At 34.4% G+C, this 18,603-nt stretch carries 9 protein-coding genes; 1 reads left to right on the top strand and 8 read right to left on the bottom strand.

The window, feature by feature from the left end; genetic code table 11:
• Positions 1 to 12: 12 nt before the first annotated feature.
• The 7 genes from IW18_RS17650 to IW18_RS17620 form a co-directional block, all read right to left on the bottom strand.
• Complete coding sequence (locus IW18_RS17650) at positions 13 to 2,193, bottom strand: M1 family metallopeptidase (RefSeq protein WP_041519320.1); 2,181 nt, start codon at positions 2,191 to 2,193, stop codon at positions 13 to 15.
• 72 nt (positions 2,194 to 2,265) lie between these two features.
• A complete protein-coding gene (locus tag IW18_RS17645; protein ID WP_041519318.1) occupies positions 2,266 to 5,361 on the bottom strand; it encodes a DUF5107 domain-containing protein in 3,096 nt (1,031 codons plus the stop codon).
• 269 nt (positions 5,362 to 5,630) lie between these two features.
• Positions 5,631 to 8,642: a glycoside hydrolase domain-containing protein gene (locus tag IW18_RS17640; RefSeq protein ID WP_240475577.1), complete on the bottom strand. Its 3,012-nt coding sequence runs from the start codon at positions 8,640 to 8,642 to the stop codon at positions 5,631 to 5,633.
• 40 nt (positions 8,643 to 8,682) lie between these two features.
• Positions 8,683 to 9,678 (bottom strand): c-type cytochrome, encoded by a 996-nt coding sequence (locus IW18_RS17635; protein ID WP_041519314.1) that lies wholly within the window; start codon positions 9,676 to 9,678, stop codon positions 8,683 to 8,685.
• 61 nt (positions 9,679 to 9,739) lie between these two features.
• Positions 9,740 to 11,143: an aryl-sulfate sulfotransferase gene (locus IW18_RS17630; RefSeq protein ID WP_041519480.1), complete on the bottom strand. Its 1,404-nt coding sequence runs from the start codon at positions 11,141 to 11,143 to the stop codon at positions 9,740 to 9,742.
• Positions 11,144 to 11,239: 96 nt separating this feature from the next.
• Positions 11,240 to 12,751 (bottom strand): RagB/SusD family nutrient uptake outer membrane protein, encoded by a 1,512-nt coding sequence (locus IW18_RS17625; protein ID WP_041519313.1) that lies wholly within the window; start codon positions 12,749 to 12,751, stop codon positions 11,240 to 11,242.
• 37 nt (positions 12,752 to 12,788) lie between these two features.
• Positions 12,789 to 15,893 (bottom strand): SusC/RagA family TonB-linked outer membrane protein, encoded by a 3,105-nt coding sequence (locus IW18_RS17620; protein ID WP_041519311.1) that lies wholly within the window; start codon positions 15,891 to 15,893, stop codon positions 12,789 to 12,791.
• A 699-nt stretch (positions 15,894 to 16,592) separates the two neighbouring features.
• On the opposite strand from IW18_RS17620, the gene IW18_RS17615 reads away from it, so the two are divergent.
• Positions 16,593 to 17,228, top strand: a complete 636-nt coding sequence (locus IW18_RS17615; RefSeq protein WP_041519309.1) for a sugar-binding protein — start codon at positions 16,593 to 16,595, stop codon at positions 17,226 to 17,228.
• Between the two features lie 291 nt (positions 17,229 to 17,519).
• Here IW18_RS17615 and IW18_RS17610 read toward each other — a convergent pair whose 3' ends face one another.
• Entirely contained in the window at positions 17,520 to 18,560 is a 1,041-nt protein-coding gene (locus IW18_RS17610; RefSeq protein ID WP_041519308.1) for a LacI family DNA-binding transcriptional regulator, read from the bottom strand.
• Positions 18,561 to 18,603: the final 43 nt, after the last annotated feature.

Raw genomic sequence — 18,603 nt, 5'->3', positions numbered from 1 at the left:
AGGTATTACTAACTATTTTTGACTGCTAAATTTTTTAATTAGCGGTGTTACGTGTTTTTTAGTGTCTTCGTCTAATGATGATAATGCTTTATCTGATTCATCGGCTGAGAATTTTGATAATCCTAATATTCCGCCCGCAATTACATTATAAGATTGGTTTTTAATGCTTTCCTGCATTAATCCTTTGTAAGCTGCATCTCCAGTTGAAGCTAATTTTACAATTGCTGCCGCTCTGCTAGCTGTTTTTTTGTCGTTTTTAGCAATGTTAAGTAAGCTTTTTAATGCCGCTTCTTTAATTTGATTATCACCTAAATCTATTGCTTTAATGCTCAGGATTCTCAAATCATCTTGCTGATCTTCTAAACCTGCCAAAAGTATTAATTGTGCTTCATGGCTTTTATCATTTGTAGCATATTTTATAGCTTCAATTCTGTTATAATAAGTGGGAGCATTTTTGTATTGAAACAAATAATCGCCTACTTTTTTATTGTCGATTACCTGACCTACTAAAATTTTGTCAGGATCAAGATCTACAAAATTGGGTTGTGCCGGAACATCAAAACTAAAATTTTGTTCTCTTTTATCGATCAAAATATCCTTTCTTATTTTAGTTCCGTTTACGTAGAAATCTACTTTTAAAGGCAGGCTAAAGGTTTGTGTTGCATTATCCTGAATTTGTTTTACGGCAATTGTCGCTTTTCCATTTGCAAAACCATACTCAACATTTAGGATAGGATTTCCGCCTTGATAATACCATTGATTAAAATACGGACTCCAATCTTTTCCGGTAACATCTTCCATTGCCAAACGCAATTGATGTGTTTCTCCACTTTTTAAAGCATTGGTTGTGAGATAACGATTTAGCGATTTAAAAAATGCTGCATCGCCCATTTGATTTTTAATTGCATACAATATTATAGAACCTTTTGAGTAGCTAATATTGTCAAACATGTCATCATGGTTTTTATAATAAAAACGGGCTAATGGCGGACTAACTCCGTTTTTTGAAGATCGTAAACAATTTTGTAATTTCTCGTAACGCGATCTGTCTTCGGCATCTTGTCCGGCATCGTGACCGTGCCAAAGCACTTCGCCAAAAGTGGCAAAAGATTCGTTCATTGTTAAGTTAGACCAAGATTCGGCCGTTACATAATCACCAAACCATTGGTGAAAAAGTTCGTGCGCAATAGTACTTTCTTGATTATCATCTAATAATTCTCTTGCAGTTTTTTGAACGTATTCGCCGTGCAAAGTTGCCGATGTATTTTCCATTGCACCAGATACATAATCTCTGGCAACAATTTGAGCATATTTTACCCAAGGATATTCTACGCCTAACATTTTGCTGTAAAAATTCATCATATCTGGTGTTTTTCCAAATATTTGTTTGGCATAAGGAGCATATTTTGGCTCAAGATAATAGCTAACTTCTTTTCCGTTGTAAGTGTCTTTATAGATTTTAAAATCGCCAACAGCCATCATAAACAAATAAGGAGAATGCGGTAAATCCATTTTCCAGATATCGGTGCGCGTACCATTTATGTTTGGTTTTTGCGAAACTAATTTTCCATTAGATAAAGTGGTGTATTTAGCCAAAACCGTCATCGCAATCTCTGATGTTGTTTTTTGATTTGGTTTGTCTATTGTTGGAAACCAAGCCGATGAAGCTTCGGTTTCGCCTTGTGTCCAAATCTGGATTGGTTTATCGTCTTTTCCGTCAGGATTTATAAAATACAAGCCTTTTGCATCTGTTATTGCCTTGCTTCCTTTTACTTTTAGCTCGTTAGGTTTTGCTGTATAATCGATAAAAATGATGTAGTTTTCTGTGCTTTTATATTTTCTGTTTAAAGTAATAAAAAGCTGTTCACCATCATTAGTGTATTTTAAAGTCGTTTTTACTTTTCCTTGAATAATGGCAATTTCTTTAATATCCATTCCTTTTGCATCGAGCGTAAGCGAATCTGTTTCGTAAAAATGAGGTTTTAAAGTAAGCCATTCTTTTCCGTACAAATATCTCTTGCCATAATCAAAAGACACGTCTAGTTTTGTATGTATTAAATCATTTACTTTTAATGGCGTAACTCTGTAAGTAGATGATTCGTCTTTGTTTTGATCCGTATTTTGCGCTTCTATATTTTGGCACGTGAGTAAAACGATGCTAAAAAGAGAACATTTAAAAAAAAGTTTGTTCATTTTATTTGATTTAGAATGATTGTTTTTTGCTGAATTAAAGCTGATTATGCTGTAATTCGAATATTTGTATTTTTAAAGTTTTTCTATAATTCTAACTTCGCCATCTTTTTCATCTTCGGATAAAATGGTAGATTGTTTTTTAGTGTAAACTTCTAAACTCCATTGCACAATTTTGTTTTCCGGATATAATTTGGCTTGATTTTGCAACCATTCTGCTGCCTTTTGAGCCGATGAAGTTTTTTCGATCGCCCAAGCCGAAACCAATTGATTTGCTGGTAAAAAATTCATTACAGTATTATCAATTTTTGGATTAAAAGTAATGATTTTTTGCAATGATTTGTTTGCTTTTTCATTATCTCCTAAGCTGGTATAGCATTGATAATTCAGCCAGTTTTCCAATCTTTCGTCAATATCTTCATCATAAGGTTTTCCTACGCCTAGATTTTCTGGCCATAATTTAGCATCGGCAATTAATTGTAAAGCTTTTTTGTATTGCTTGTTTTTTATTTCTACCAAGGCTTGCATTAGTTTGGCTTCGTGATACAATTGTCTTCCTGCTGTTGCTCCTTCAAATGGAAGAATTTTTAATTTGGTAAGAAATGCATCTGCGGCAACATATTTTTTATTGAGTAATAATGTTTTAGCGTATAACATTCCAAAAACATAATTCTCTGTGTGACGTTTGTAAAAAGGTTCGGCAATAGCCAATGCTTTATCATATTGTTTTTGAACGATGTAATGTTCCGTTAATAATTTTGGATATCGCCAGCTTTGAGCATCTAGTTTTATGGCTTGTTGCAAACTTGAGATTACCAATTGAGAATCGTCTTTCATCAAAGCAGCTTTTGCAGCATAAAAAGCAGGATCATTTGGTTTGGTGCCACATTGTGCAAACAATTCTTTTGCTTTCGAAAGATTATTGCGATTCCATTCGATTAAAGCCAAATGATATTTTAATTGCCATTGATCATTTTTCTGAATTAAATCTTCAAGAATAATAGCTGTTTCTCCACGGAAAGGGAAACTGATTCCGGGCTGAATTTTACTTAAATCAACGGGTTTATTTTCTAAATATGCTTTCCAATACATAATTTCAGCATTTGGAACCGCAAGAGCAAAAACTTTCAAAGCTTCTTCTTTACGGCCCAGATGCTGGTACCAGATTCCTAATTCAAGATAAGTTTGTTCTGGCATTTCGTTTTGAATCAACGAGGTGAAATGTTGTTTTGTTGCAGTTGAGTTTTCCCAAAGAAATCTTTCAAAACCAGAGAAATGATTTAGTGGATCAACTTTAACAATCGTATTTAATGCTTCAGAGGCTTTATTTGGATTATTTTCCAAACGATATAAAACCGCCAAAACTTGCAAACCTTCTAGATTGTACTGATTGTTTAGGAGACTTTTTTCGGCATATTCAATTGCTTTTGGCTGATTGTTTTCGGCAAAATAAAGTTTGCTCAAAGCGGTATAAGCAGGACTTCTAAATTCGACACTTGCAGCGGCAATATCAAAACCATCTTTGGCATCTGTTGTATTTCCGATGTGTAAGTTTGCAAGACCATAATAATAATTGGCGGCTGGGTCGTAAGTATTTATTGCGAGAGCTTTGCTTGCAGTTGCAATTGCTTTAGTGTATTCGAGTTTTCGAATTTGTAAAGAGGCTAAATCTGATAGAGCAGGAGCGTAATTGGGATCTTTTTGAAGACAAGCTGTTAATTTTTCTTCGGCTTTTACGTAATCTTTAAAGCTGATATAGTTTTTTCCCTGAAGGTATAATCCATAAATCGAATTGTTGTCAAAATCTTTTGGAATTTCTACAGGACGATTTAGGTTTCCGTCTTCGGGAGCCGAATTCCAAACCAGTTTATTGTCGCCAAGTACAAAACATAGTTTGTTTTGATCTACCGCAACTTGAATGGAATCTTTGAATGTTTCTAATGTATTTACCGAAATGTTTTTAGAATAGACTTTCTTATCATTATCAAAAACTTCAATTTTTTCATTTAGTTTTTGAAGTGGAGAAAAATAGATTTTCAACCAGCCATTTTCATTTTTAATATTGACTGCGCCGTAATTGTTGGCTTTTACAAAACCTTTTGTTTGTTTTACCGGAAACCAATATTCTGTCCAAGTATCTGTTTGATACGGTGCAAAAGAACGTTGTTTAAAAGGCGTGTAATTACTGCCTTCGCTTGCTTGGTTGAATAATCTTCCGCTTTGAACTTCTACATATTGACCGTCAGTATCTGTTAATAATTTTTCCCAAATCATGCCTTGTTGAGACAATCCCCAAATCCAGATTTTTTTGCCTGGTTTGTCATCATAATTGCCGTAGCGTCCCATTCCAAAATCTTCGTCGTGATAATATCCACCAAAGAAATCATTGTATTTACCAAAAACGTGATAGGATTTATAACCTCCAAAATCATTGTTTTTGTAAAATGATAAATCTTTGCCGTTTTTCTTGTCTATTGGCCAGTTGTTGTGCTCGCCGTTATGACCAATATAGCTTTGTCCCGGATAAATAAATTGCAAATTTCCTGCGGCTTTAATTCCGGTATTCATCCAGGTATAATACGGTTGTTCTGCTTCTGTTGAGTTAAACCAAAACGAACTTGTGGTAAAATAGGCTTTGTCTTTAGGCAAATTAATGTCTAATTTCCACGAAGTACGAGTAAGTAAATCCAGAACTCCAATAATACAGCTTACACTTCCATCTTCTCTGGTTATAGTTGTAAAATCGACAGGAGTAGCACAATTTGGTGTATGACCAATTATACCATAATTACCTTCGACGCCACCGCTTGTCCACGGACCACGCATTGCGATATCTCTAAACTTGATTACATGATTGTTATAAACGATATCTTTTCCGGTTGATTTCTCAACCGCCGACCAAACTTTTCCGCCAATTTCAGGAAGTATGGTTAGTTTGATATAATCGTTTTCTAATTCAATTACTTTCCATTCTTTTTGCACAGGTTTATCTGTAAAACCATCAAATCTAAAGTAGGGATAGAATTTTGTATCTGGTTTAGGAATTGGGTCCGGATCTGAAAACGGATATGTGGTAAATACTTTTTTGTATTCCTTTATGGTTGGGTTATTTTGTGCATTTGCAAAAAGGCTTCCAAAGAGTAAAATCGATAAGAAAGGTTTAAGTTTCATATGGAGAGCAATTTATTTGTGGTTATTTTTTTTGCCACAGATTTCACAGATTAAAATGATTTTTTATCTATAAAGATTTAATCTGTGTTATTCTGTGAAATCTGTGGCATTAAACTATTTTGTTATACTCTGAACTTTCTCGTGATTTTGTCATTTCGACGAAGGAGAAATCTCCGCAAGAAACTCCACAATCTTTGTCGAGCTACTTGTAGAGATTCTTCGTTCCTCAGAATGACAAACTGGGTGTTATTTGTTGGTATTACAGATTATTACTTCACAATCAACAACCATCCTTTTCCTTTTGAAACTGGAATTTCGTCGTTTGCAGTAAAAGTTTGTGCCGGTTGAAAATTAGTTACCGCTGGAGCTGTAATTGTTGCTTTTGCAGGATTGATTCCTAGTTTTTTCCAGTCGATGTTTAGTTTTACTTTTACATCAGTATCTGCCCAACTTGCAATCGAAATTAAAGCAGTTCCATTCTTTTTGTAAACGGTTGCCAGAACTTTGGCGTTGCTAGTTTTTACAGGACAGTTTTCGCTCCAATATCCAATCATTTCAGAACCTTTGATTCCAAAAGAATCCCATAATTTCCAGATTTCTCTAGGATCAGCATTATCGCTCCAAGGCAATCTGTTTGTCATTCCGTAAACCATTCCTCTCCACGGATTTCCACCGTCTTGAAGCATTTCTCCCATTAATCCAAAAGGAATTCCACTTACTTCTGTTAAGAAAAAATCAGGTTGACCTTTTTCGTAATCAAAGTATTCTCCAAACCAAAGTTTATTGATGTACGGAAAGTGCTCCATATATAAGTTGGCACTATTATTAAATCCGTCGCTTTTATTGTATTGATTGGCACTGTGTAAATCGATAATTCCCGGATGGCCGTCTTTTGTCAATACTCTTTTGATACGTTTCATTGTAATTCTGTCAAAGGCAACATCATCAAGATAAATACCGTCAATACCCACATTTTGAGTTAACCAGTTCATACCTTCAACATAGTAATTATGCCAACGGTTCATACCGCTATTTACGATTGCTGCATCTTTAATTTCAGGAACAAACCAAGCCGGAATATAATCGTCGCCAACGTGTTCTTGCAACCAAGAGAATCCGCCGCCTTTTCCTGGAGAATAAATTTCGTGACCTAAACTTTTTAAGGCAAAAGTTTCATATGCTTTGTTTGAAACTTCTCTTACTGTATTGTAGATTTTTACTTTTAATCCTTTTTCGTGTGCTTCATCAATATAGGTTTTCATCTTTTTAAATTCGATAAAAGGATAATTGATATAAGGATTTATAGCATTTGCATGGTGAATATTAATTACGGTTGCGCCAGTTTTTACAATGGTATCAATTGGGCTGTATTTGTGATAGAATTTATTGTCCCATTGAAAATCGGTATCGATTTTATGGAACGGCGTAATTAGTAAGGTAAAGTTGTAATATAAAACATCTCCTTTTTTCATGCTACGCGCTCCACTGTAAGCATTTACCAAAACTGATTTTTGGTTTGGTGTTATTGTAATTCCTCCTTTGTTTTCGTTACCCCAAGAAGTTGGCAATAATAAAGGTTTTTGCAAATAGAAATTGGTATTTAACGGACGGCTGTATTTTTCGTCTCTAAAAGAAAACTGCAATCCAGAGTTTACAGATCCAATCCATGCGCCGTCTTGATTTTTATGAGCAACATCCCATTTCCAGTCAAAAGTTGCAGGACGGTCGCCACCTTTTTGACCTAATCCCATCATGTATTTTGCAGATGTTGGCTGAATTGGCATTTGAAAATTAATGTCATTAAAAGTAACATCTTCAAGAGCGGTAACTTTAACGGTATAATGTAAAAAACCATCAAATTCAATTGAAGCATTCACATCCATTTGTACCGATTTTGATGTCGAAGTACTTTCCCAAGCTACAGTTCCAGCTTCTTTTTTAGTGAATTTTAGTCCTGTATTTTTCCATTGTGCCACTTCTTTTCCTGAAGCGTCGACAAAATGAAATGCAAATGGAGCACTCAAAATATCGTTAGCTTTTGTGGTAATAGTTGTCATTTCCGGCGTAAAGAAAGTTTGAATTTGAGAAGGAAAACCATCAGATCCTAAAACTACTTTTCTTCCTAATAATGATACTTCTGCGTCTTTTACAACTAGCGGAGTATAAGGTGCAATAACAGTGTTTTCTTGTGCTAAAGTTGAGTTTAACCATTTTAAGCGTGTCATTTTTTCTGGAGAATCAATTCCGCCATTTTTTGTTACTTCGTTTTTTACTGTTATTTGAAGTGTTATTGCAGTAGATTTTCCATCGGCAGTAACGGTTGCTTTTCCTGTATAGGTTCCGGCAGCAGCAGTTTGCGGAACGTCAACGCCACACCACATTGCTTGTACTTTTCCTTTTGCAACCGAAACGGTACTTGCAAAAACAGATCCGTCGTATTTTACGCCGTCTGTATTAATACAGCTTATGTTTTTTGAAGAAATGGTTTCTCCGTTGCTGTTTTTTAAATCTGAGAATGAAATCTTTACACTACTTAAATCTTGTAATGCATAAACACCTAACTGAAAAGCCAAATATTCGCCTTTTAAAGCGGTGTCAGAAAATGTGTTTTGAACTCCTTTTTGAATCCATCTTTGTGGCAAATCATTTTTCATTCTAATAGAATATATTCTGTCTTCTGGGAAAACTAGAAATGAGTTACCGCTGTTTTTAGCAATGATATCTTTTGTTTCGGCAGCCGTTGCAATAACATCCATTGGATAAAAACTATTAAAAGCATTTATACTCTGAATTTCTGTTAGTGTACAATTGTCAGCCATATTTGTTTTTACTTTGGCTAACCATTGTGCATCGGCTTTATTTTCTGGTTTGGCATAAACTCCTTTAAGGTAGTTGGCTGTACCTTCATCGATATATGGCATGAAATACACATAATAGTTTCCGTTTCCAGAAATTGGTTCAAAGAAAATAGTTCCGTTTTCTCTATTTATGTTTTCAGTTTTTACGTTAAGAATCGTTGCACCTGTTTTTGCATCCTGAACAATAATGCGTTTTAGATCTGGGTTTTCGTCTCTTCTACGCCATTCGATAGTAGTTTTGGCCACATTTCCTTTTCCGGAAAATTGAACTACGGCACGATGATTTCCTAACTGATTAGAATTCCAACTGTCATTACCATCTGTATATTTTATTTGTTGTGCAGCCAAGGGAATACTGAAAATGCAAAGACACATGATCAATATTAGGCTTAAAATGGGTTTGTTGTGTGAGTTTAGTTTCATTGTTTTAGTATTCAGGTTTAGAGTATGCTAATTTTAAAAGTTAGTAAACGGCTTTCCAACCATTCTTTTTCCAGTAAGCGATAATTGGTTTATAAGGGCCGTATTTATGTTGTTCTGCCGAGAAATTATCAATAAACGGACTGTGTGCATAATCGATAGGTTTGCCCATTTTGTTAGGATAATCTAATGTTTTGGGGTTTGGTCTTGCGTGTATGGCATCGTCATTTACATATGCGGCAATGTCAAGGGCTTCGGCATCTGTGAGATATGGTTTTCCAATAGTTACTTTGTCATAAGGCATATTGCTTTTTAGCCATTGTGCTTGTTTGATAACGCGGTGCATACTTGAGCCAGGCTGATAAGCATAATTTCCCCAAAGTGGCGGGTAGGTGTAACCAGATTTATCGGCGTTGTATTGTCCTTCGCCATTGTTTCCGTGACAACGGGCGCAGTTTTCAGTAAAAAGAGCTTTTCCTCGTTCTGGGCTTGCAGCAACGTCTGGAAATTCTATTTCTAAATTTTTAGCACCTTTAAAATCTCCATCTTTAGGAACAAATTTGCTAATCCATTTGAAGTACGATAAAAACGCGACCATTTCTTTTCCGTCAAGCGGAAGAGGTTTTCCGGAGTGCGGGCGCATTACACAATTGTTAACACGTTCGGCAAGCGTTAGGACTTTATTTTCACGTCCGCGATATTGTGGATAATTATCGTGAGACGACATTAAATTAAAGGCATAAGGTTTTGTACCTGCATCCTGATGACAATTGGTACAATTCATTTTGTTTCCTAAATATTTTCCGTTGATACCGTTTGGACCTATATAATAGGCGGTTTTCATCATTAATTCTCTTCCGTAGCGAACTGATTTTCCAAATTCGTCATCTGGAATTTTTGAGGTATCAATTGTAATATAACCCTCATCATCGGCAACAGTAGTTTTTGAGACTAGTGTTTGCGAATTTGAAGTATTGCAAGAATTGAAAACAACAATTGGCAGTGCTGAAAATAGACCAATAAGAATTATTTTTTTCATGGTTGAAAATTTTAATCTGACATTCGAAATAATAAAAAGGGATTAGGAATGTCAATGTTTTTTAATTTAAAAGAAAAGGTTTCATGTTTTCTTCCGGAATAAACTCTGTGCGATAAGGAGGAATTTCAGACTCTAAAGCCCAAAGTAATACTCCTTTTTTATTGGTTAAAACTGTGATGTGTCTTTTTGAGCAACAAACCAAAACAGTTTCTTTATCAATCATATAGGCACTTCCCATTCGGTCATTATAAATGTCTTTTGGCAAGTTGATGTGAAAATCCAATTTTACGTTTTTTCCTTTTTCATCTACTTTTAGGGCAAAAACCGATGATTGTTTTTTATCGACTCCATTATCAAAAAAGAGTAAACTTCCGTCTTGGTTAATATGTGCGGCGTGTGCCTGAGAGAAATCAGTGTCTTTAGACATATTCATATTTCCGCCTTTTCCTAATTTCCAGATTACTTTTCCGGTTTTAGAGTCTACTTTCCAAATTTGACCGTTGTTGTAAAAAGAGATTAGAAAATTTCCATCTTTATCATAATTCAGGCTGTTGGCGTGTGTCCAGTCTTTTTTTGTTTTTAATAAAGCTTTATCTTTTAAAGGATCTAAATCGTCAAAGACGCTCCATTTCCATATTTGTTTTCCTTTTTTGTCCAAAATTTGAATCCCATCTCCGTTGATCGTATCATTCTTTTTTCCTCCAATAGAAGTTAAATCCATAATTTTTTGATCGACGGTTAAGGTTACAATTTCGTTTGCCGATTTTTTTATGATTTCATGATGAATGACTTGTTTAAAATCGCCTTGTCCTTTTTTAATATGCGTTAAAGTATCGCCTTGTAAATTAAGTTCCAGAATTTCGCTTCCGTAACTTGTTGGTTCATCATTTTTTCCAAGAATAGCAATAATGCTTTGTTCTTTTGTAAAATGGGTAACTTTAAAACCTGTTCCTTCAACTGTATGATACCATCTTAAATTGCCTTTGTAATCTACAATGTAAGCAACTCCAGGCGTTTCTCTTTTGGCCAAAAGCATAAAACCTTTTTTGAAGTTTTGAGGTAAAAGTTCTGGTTTTGGAATATTTGCTTTAAATTGTTTTTGTAGCCATTCTGGCAATGTTCGAGATTTGAATGTGTATACTTTACTGGTGTTTTTTTCTTGTCTCTGAACGGTTACTAACTGATAATTGTAATTGGTTTCGGGCGTGATATTGATTAACACTAAGGAGTGGGTAAGACCTTTTTTTGAAATCGGAGTAGTTATTTTATTTTTTTGTCCATTTTTATCAGACCAATATTCTGCAAATACCTGTACATCGTCATTCGTAGTAACATCGATTTGAATTTTCAATTCGTTGTTGCCATGAATCCCAATAATGATATTCTTGATTTGATTTTTAGAACAGCTTACGATTGTAAGTAGTGCTAAAATAAAACTCCATTTTATTGCTATTTTTTTGATCATTTGAAAGGCTTCTTTAATGAAACAGAAAAGTACTTTTTTTGTATAAAAAATCAAGAACAGGCAGTATAAAACTGCCTATTCCTGATTTAGCATTCTTTATTGTCTATCAGCATTACTTAACTTAGGGTTAAGATCGACCTGACTTTGTGGGTATGTATAATATTTGTTTTGTGGCATTTTAACTTGTGCAGCTTCACCAACTCTAAGGTGATATGCATTTACAAGAACATCGTATTTGTTCATTCTAATTAAATCGGCGCGACGTTTTCCTTCGTAGAAAAGTTCCCATCCTCTTTCTTGCAAAATTGCATCTCTCAAAGTAGCTTGTGTGTAATTTGCTAAAATCAGAAGTTTTGCGTGTGATCTTCCTTTAACTCGGTTAATAAGATCAATTGCTTCCTGAGTTGGCCCACTAATTTCGTTTAAGGCTTCGGCTCTGCTTAATAAAACATCTGCATAACGTAAAATGTTTACACTGTGACCGTCATAATACGTTGTCGTTTCATCATCGGCATATTTTCTAGTTGCAACGTCTGGCATATAAAGTACGCCTGCTGGTGGCTGAGCTCCCAAAGTTGGTGCTTGTTTGTGCAATAAACCATCGCTACCCATAAATTCTGGAAAGAAACATTTTTTTCTATCATCTTCATCGCCAAAAGTGTTGTAGAAATCCCAGTTTACAGTATAATACTGCCATCTGTTTTGTACAACCGGGTGATCTGTTGGTCCAAAGTGATTTAATAATTCAGTTCCGTTTGTATTCGCATCACTTAATGATGAAAAGATATTTTCACTGCACCATTTGTTACTTTCTTTAAACAAACCTAAGTAAGTTGGAAAAAGGCTGTACTCGTTTAAGTTCATTACTTGTTGTGTCAAAGTAGCAACTTTTGGCCAATCGTGAGCGCGTAAGTATAGTTTTGCCAATAAAGTAAGTGCTGCACCTTTTGTTGCACGACCTACATCGTTTGTACTGTAAATTGCATTTTGTTTGTAGTTTACTGGTAAAACATCGGCAGCTTCATTTAATTGTTTAATTATGAAAGCATCAATTTCTTCTACAGATGATGGAGGCGTTTGATCTAAATACCCCGGATTTCCTAAGTTGGCTTCTGTAATCAAAATTACCGGTCCCCAAGCATCTGTTAAATCCATATAAGCTGATGCTCTTAAAAACTTGGCTTCGGCTATAAATTGTGCTTTTTCTGCTGCCGTAATACCTGTCATTGGTGTAATGTTAAAAATAGCACTATTGGCATTCGCAATCAGTTTATACATCGCATTCCAGTCTTCTTTAAGCAAACCATTTGTCGAACTCCAGGTTCCTAAAGACAATTGTCCCGGATCTCCACCAAATTGGCAATGTCCTAAATCTGTAGCAATATCTGTCAAAGCAAAGTGACGTGTTGCCCAGTACGAAAAGTTATCTCCTACAGATGGCCCTTTTAATCGACCATAAATTGAGTTGATCGCTGCAACGGCATCCGATTTGGTTTGGTACCCGTTGGTGTTGGTTAAATTACTATATACCGTAGGATCAAGATCCTGATTGCACGAAATTTGTGCACCGGCGGTAAGTAAAAGTAATAGAATTGTATATTTTTTCATTTTAATAAATTTAGTGTTACTAAAAAAGCTTTTTAGACTAGTGAATTGCGACTTTTATTCCTAAAATAAAGGTTCTAGAAGCTGGGAATGAGTTAAAATCGATTCCTCCACCTAAGTTTTGTTTAGTTGGGCTATCAGCAGTAAAGTGTCCGTTTATCTCAGGATCGTTTCCAGAATAATTGGTGATCGTTAATAAATTTTGTCCAATAGCATACAATCTGATACTATCTATAAATTTTGTTGGTTTTAAAAGACTTTCCGGAATAGAATATCCAATCGAAACGTTTTTCAAACGAATGTATGAAGCATCTTCAACAAACTTTGAGTTTACGTAGCTTCCGTATTTGCTTTTGTAGTATCCATCTCTAGGAATATCAGTGTTTTCATTTGTTCCGGCAACCCAACGGTTTAAGGCATCTGTACTTGTAGATGATTCACCAACCATTTTGGTCATGTTGTAAACTGAATAATCAAAAGCACCTTGAAAGAAGATATTCAAATCAAAATTTCCGTATCTAAAATCATTATTCAAACCAGCAGTGTAGTGCGGAGTTGAATTTCCTAAATACGTTCTGTCATCAGCATTGATAATTCCGTCTCCATTAACATCAACATATTTTGGATCTCCCGCTACAGAAAGTGGCTGAGCTGCGTATGTTTCTCCGGTTTTTATTACTCCTGCATATTTATATCCAAATAATTCGCCCATTTCTTTACCAGGAACTAGTCTTGTAAATTCTTGTCCAGAAACAGTACCACTTGGGTTAGAAGTGTTTGTGCTAATGATTTTTACATTATCAGCAAGCGAGATAATTTCTTGTTTGTTATACGCCATATTTAATGATGTGGTCCAAGTAAATTTGTCATTTCTGAAATTTGTGCTTGTAATACCCAACTCGATACCTCTATTTTGAATTATTCCAGAGTTGATTCTTTGTGTATCAAATCCCCACCATCCACCAACAGGAACATTTAAAAGAGCATCTGTAGTTCTTTTTTCGTACACATCTATTGTAGCAGTAAGTTTGTCATTAAAGAAACCCATATCTAAACCAATGTTAGTTTGAGCTGTTTGTTCCCATTTTAGGTTCGGGTTTGCTAAGTTTGCTGGTTCAGTACCACCCACAAAATTACCTTCGCCAATTGTTACTCCCCAAGAAGTTAAACGGTTCATATAAGCATAATCACCAATACCGTCATTACCTGTAAGACCGTAACTTACTCTTAATTTAAGATCAGAGAAAGTGTTTAATTTTTGAATAAAAGATTCGTTAGACATTTTCCAGGCAATTGCTCCAGAAGGGAAAATTCCGAATTTATTGTTTGGTCCAAAACGAGACGAACCATCTTTTCTTATCGTGAAAGAAAGCAAGTATTTATCATCAAAACCATAGTTTAAACGACCAAAATAAGAAGTCAGTTTAGTTTCTGTTTTCTCAGTTTCAGGTTTCAAATAAACCGCTGCACCTTGAAGATTGTAATACGTTAGCAAGTCATTAGAAAAACCAGAACCAGAAGCTTTCATTCTTTCGTAAGTATCTTTTTGGTTTGATGTACCAATCATTGCCGAAATGGCGTGTCTCTCTTTTACGGTAAATTTATACGTTAAATATTGCTCCGTACTCCATCTAAAATAAGTTTTGTTTTCTTCAGAACCAGTTCCGTTAAGAGCCGCTCCTGCAACCAATGTTCTAGGAGTATATTTACCTTGAATGTTTTCCTGCCACTCAGATCCTGCACCAAAATGGTACGTTAAACCTTTTATGATTTCATAATCCATAAACATATTACCGTTTACCAATCTGTTAATAGTGTGATCAGTTGGTTCCAGTAAAAGTGCTAAAGCATTATCTCTTCCTAGATATTTGTAATAAGTTCCATCTGCATTATAAATAGGAAGATTAGGCGCAGCAGTTTGTAGTGAGTACATAGGAGATAGAATATTATCGCCAAAATCACTGTTATGACCTTCACTTGCAGCACCATAAATGTTAACGCCGATAGTTAATTTATCACTAAATTTTTTCTCAGCACCCGTTCTCACAGAATATCTTGTAAAATCGGTATTTTCTAATGCACCAGTTTGTTTTAAATAGTTTCCGGAAAGAAAGAATTTAGAAGTTTTATCGCTTCCGCTAAAGTTAATCGTTCTGTTTAAAACCTCACCCGGACGTGTTGCTGCTTTAAACCAATTGGTATTGGCTACCGGAAAACTTGCAGGGAAAACTGGAGGTCTTCCGTTTTCTTTAGCAATAGCATTTTGAATGTCAGCATATTGCTGTCCGTTTAACAAAGAAGGTTCTTTGATGATGTTTTGAAAACCATCAGAAATCTCTGCTTCAATTTGCATTTTTCCAGATTTTCCTTTTTTAGTAGTAATTAAAATTACCCCATTTCCACCTCGAGCACCATAAATAGCGGTAGACGAAGCATCTTTCAAAATCTGAATATTCTCGATATCGTTTGGACTAATTTGTGCACCGGTACTAGTAATAAATCCATCAACAACATACAAAGGCGCGTTCGAAGTATTAAGAGAGTTTCCTCCTCTAATTACAATCGATGGGCTACTTCCCGGAGCATAACTGTTTTGTTGTACCTGAACTCCAGAAGCACGACCTTGCAAAGCTTGTCCAACATTGGCAATCGTTCCACCCAAGTTTAAGTTGTCTTTACCAATAGAACTTACAGAACCGGTAAGATCTTTTTTCTTAGACTTTCCGTATCCAATTACTACTTCTTCTAATTTTTGTCCAACCTCTTTCATGACAATTTTTAGAGGAGAAGCCGTGATAGCTACTTCCTGATCTTCCATACCAATGTAAGTAATGATAAGCTTAGTAGCATTATCTGGAACAGTAATAGCAAAACTTCCATCAACATCCGTTTGAACGCCTGTAGAAGTACCTTTCAGAATAACATTTGCCCCCGCAATTGGAAGTCCATTTTGATCTGTAACTTTTCCTTTCACCGTTTTTTCAAAAAACAAAGTGGTATTGTCTTTAGTTGATGTTTCTATTGACGAAGCCGCAGAAGCTTGAAATGTAAAAACTAATAGCGAAAGAAGTGTGAGTTTAATTTCTTTACTAGCTAGATTGTTAATCCGAAAATCTCTAGGTTTTTTTTGGGTTAATAATTTCATACTTAAATTGGGTTTGGTTAATGATTAATTTGTTTTTTTTTGTTTGTAAGTTTTTGATTTCTTTTTTGTTGCGTTATTTTTTTTTGGTTTTTAATTCATCGCCTTTCCAAATGGTTTAAAAAAAAGATACCTGATTTCTTTTTTTGTTGTATTTCCGCCACTTTTACTCGTTTTCGAAGGATTAAATTCTGTTAAAAAAGAACTTATTTAACTTAGTTTTAAGATTATTACCTGACGAAACTATTGATTATATTTTTATTAAACAAGAAAAAACATGAAAAATGTGCTCGAACACACGAAATTTATGTTCTCGAGCACATAAATTTGTGTGAAATGTTTTTTTTAACTTAAATTCGTATGATTATAGTAAAATATTTGACAGATAAATGAGTTCTTGTTTTTGGCTTTTTTTTAAGGCAAAGTTTAAAATGTAATAAGAATGTTAGAAGATGTTGTAAAATGTTAGGAATTTACTAATGTAAAAGTGTGTTTGATACTAATTAAATAGTGTTTTATTATCGTTTTTCTTACTAATAAATGGAGGTTTGTAAAAATATATTTCAGTAATCAGAGATTTTTTTTTCTTACGTTTTAGAGTACTTTCGTAAAGCGGTAAAAATCTAACAAGAAAAGGTAGTATTTTGATTTGTCTCTCTCTTTTCTAAAAATAAAAAATTAACAAAAATTAACAGTTTAATTATGAAAGAATATCAAGTGAAATTAGTGAGTGAAAATCATATCAATTTTAATGAAAGTTTGAATGGTTCTTTTTTTGAGAAAGCAAATTGTTTAACCGATTTTTGTTCTGCCTGGAATGAAGATCCTATTTTGAAAATTGAATTTAGAGCACTTTGGAATCTTGAAAATTTCTTTTTCAATTTTAGAGTTTTTGATACAGATGTTTATTTGGATCAAAAAGATGACAGTTTTGATAGTATTGGAAATTCTGATAGAGTAGAGTTGTTTTTTCGAAAAAATGAATCTCTAAATCCTTATTTCTGTCTGGAAATGGATGCTTCGGGTAGATTAATGGATTTTAAAGCGCATCCTAATAAAGATTTTGATTTTGATTGGAAATGGCCTAAAAAAGATCTGGATATAAAAACATCCAAAGACGAAATTTCATTTACTGTCGAAGGTAGAATTAGCATTCAATCCTTACGAGAGTTAAACTTAATTGAGGATAATATTATTGAAGCGGGAGTTTATAGAGCCAAGTTTTCTAAAAACGAAAAACAAGAATATGAGCCAACCTGGATTTCGTGGGTAAATCCAAATACCGAAACACCAAACTTTCATATTGCTTCTTCATTTGGGAAGTTTAGGTTGTTGTAGGGGGAAGATTCAAAGGTTCAGAGGCTCAAAGGTTCAAAGGTTCAGAGGTACAAAGCTTGAACACAAAATTGTCATTTCGACTGAAGGGAGAAATCGCACTAGAAATGACTCACAGAAAATCGCCAATCTTTGTCGATTTTCGAGTGTGATCTCTCCTTGCGTCGAGATGACATATAGGAGTCTTTTTTACTATTAGGAATAGCTTTGTGATTTCTCCGTTCGGTCGAAATGACAAATTATAGCTTTTAAAAAAAAACTTTGAGAGAAACAAAAAATCAGCGTGCTATATTCTTACGACACATAAAAAGAGGCATTCTCTACATTGATAATGTCAATTGGCAGCAGAATAGTTTCAGGAATGTCTTTTCTAAATAAAAAATGCTCCACTAAAGTACTAACGCCTAAATAGGCTTGTCTTTTTTGGTTTTGGTGAATTAAAAAATGTACCAATCCCTGATTTAAGAAGTTTACATTTTTTTCGACTAAATCGTAACCAATAATGGCAATTTTTTTATTTTTTAAAGGCGCTAAAATCGAAGCAATCTGATAGGCCTTAGAAGTTGTTATAAAAATTCCTTTCAAGTTTGGATTTTCTTCTAAAAAAGTAGAGAATTTACTCTCAACATTTGGGTGCTTTAACTTTAAAGTCGTTATAGGAAAACCTGGAATCTTTTTTTCGTCAAAATAATTTCTAAAACCCTTTTCTTTTTCCTGCATGTGAACTGCATTTTTAAGGCTTTCGTCAATATGGATAATTGCAATTTGTCCTTCAGTAATAATAAGATTCATTAAACTGGCAGCAACACGTCCGCTTTTATTTAAATCCTGGCCAACAAAACTTTTGATAGATTCGCCTTCGATTTGATTATTAAAAGTATTCACCATAATATTCAATTCGTCGTATTGCTTTACTATTCCTAAAGTTTCTTTGTGAAATAATGGAGCAATTAAAACCGCATCGGGCGATTTTTTGATAATGGTTTCGTTAGTATGCAAAAACGACTTCGTACTTTCCGGATTAAAATAGTGAGTTTCGATAATAACACCGTAAGCCTTAAATTCGGTAATAGCTTCCTGAATTCCGTTAACACATGGAAGCCAGTAAGGATCGATTTCGGGATCTGGAAGTAAAACACAAATACGATATACTTTTGTGTTTTTTAAATTACGAGCAATTAAGTTGGGTTCGTAGTCAATAACATTTAAGACTTCATTGATTTTGTCTAATGCCGTTGGAGAAACTTTTCCTCTATTATGCAAAACTCTGTCTACAGTTCCTTTAGAAACTCCAGCCATTTTTGCTATATCCTTAATTGTGTACTTTTTATCCATATAAGCAAATATAGAAACTTTGATTTAATAATTTAAAAAATGG

Source organism: Flavobacterium hibernum, from assembly GCF_000832125.1.
Taxonomy (GTDB): domain Bacteria; phylum Bacteroidota; class Bacteroidia; order Flavobacteriales; family Flavobacteriaceae; genus Flavobacterium; species Flavobacterium hibernum.
Note: the sequence above shows the minus strand (reverse complement) of the source record. Positions and strands in the feature narration are given on the sequence as shown.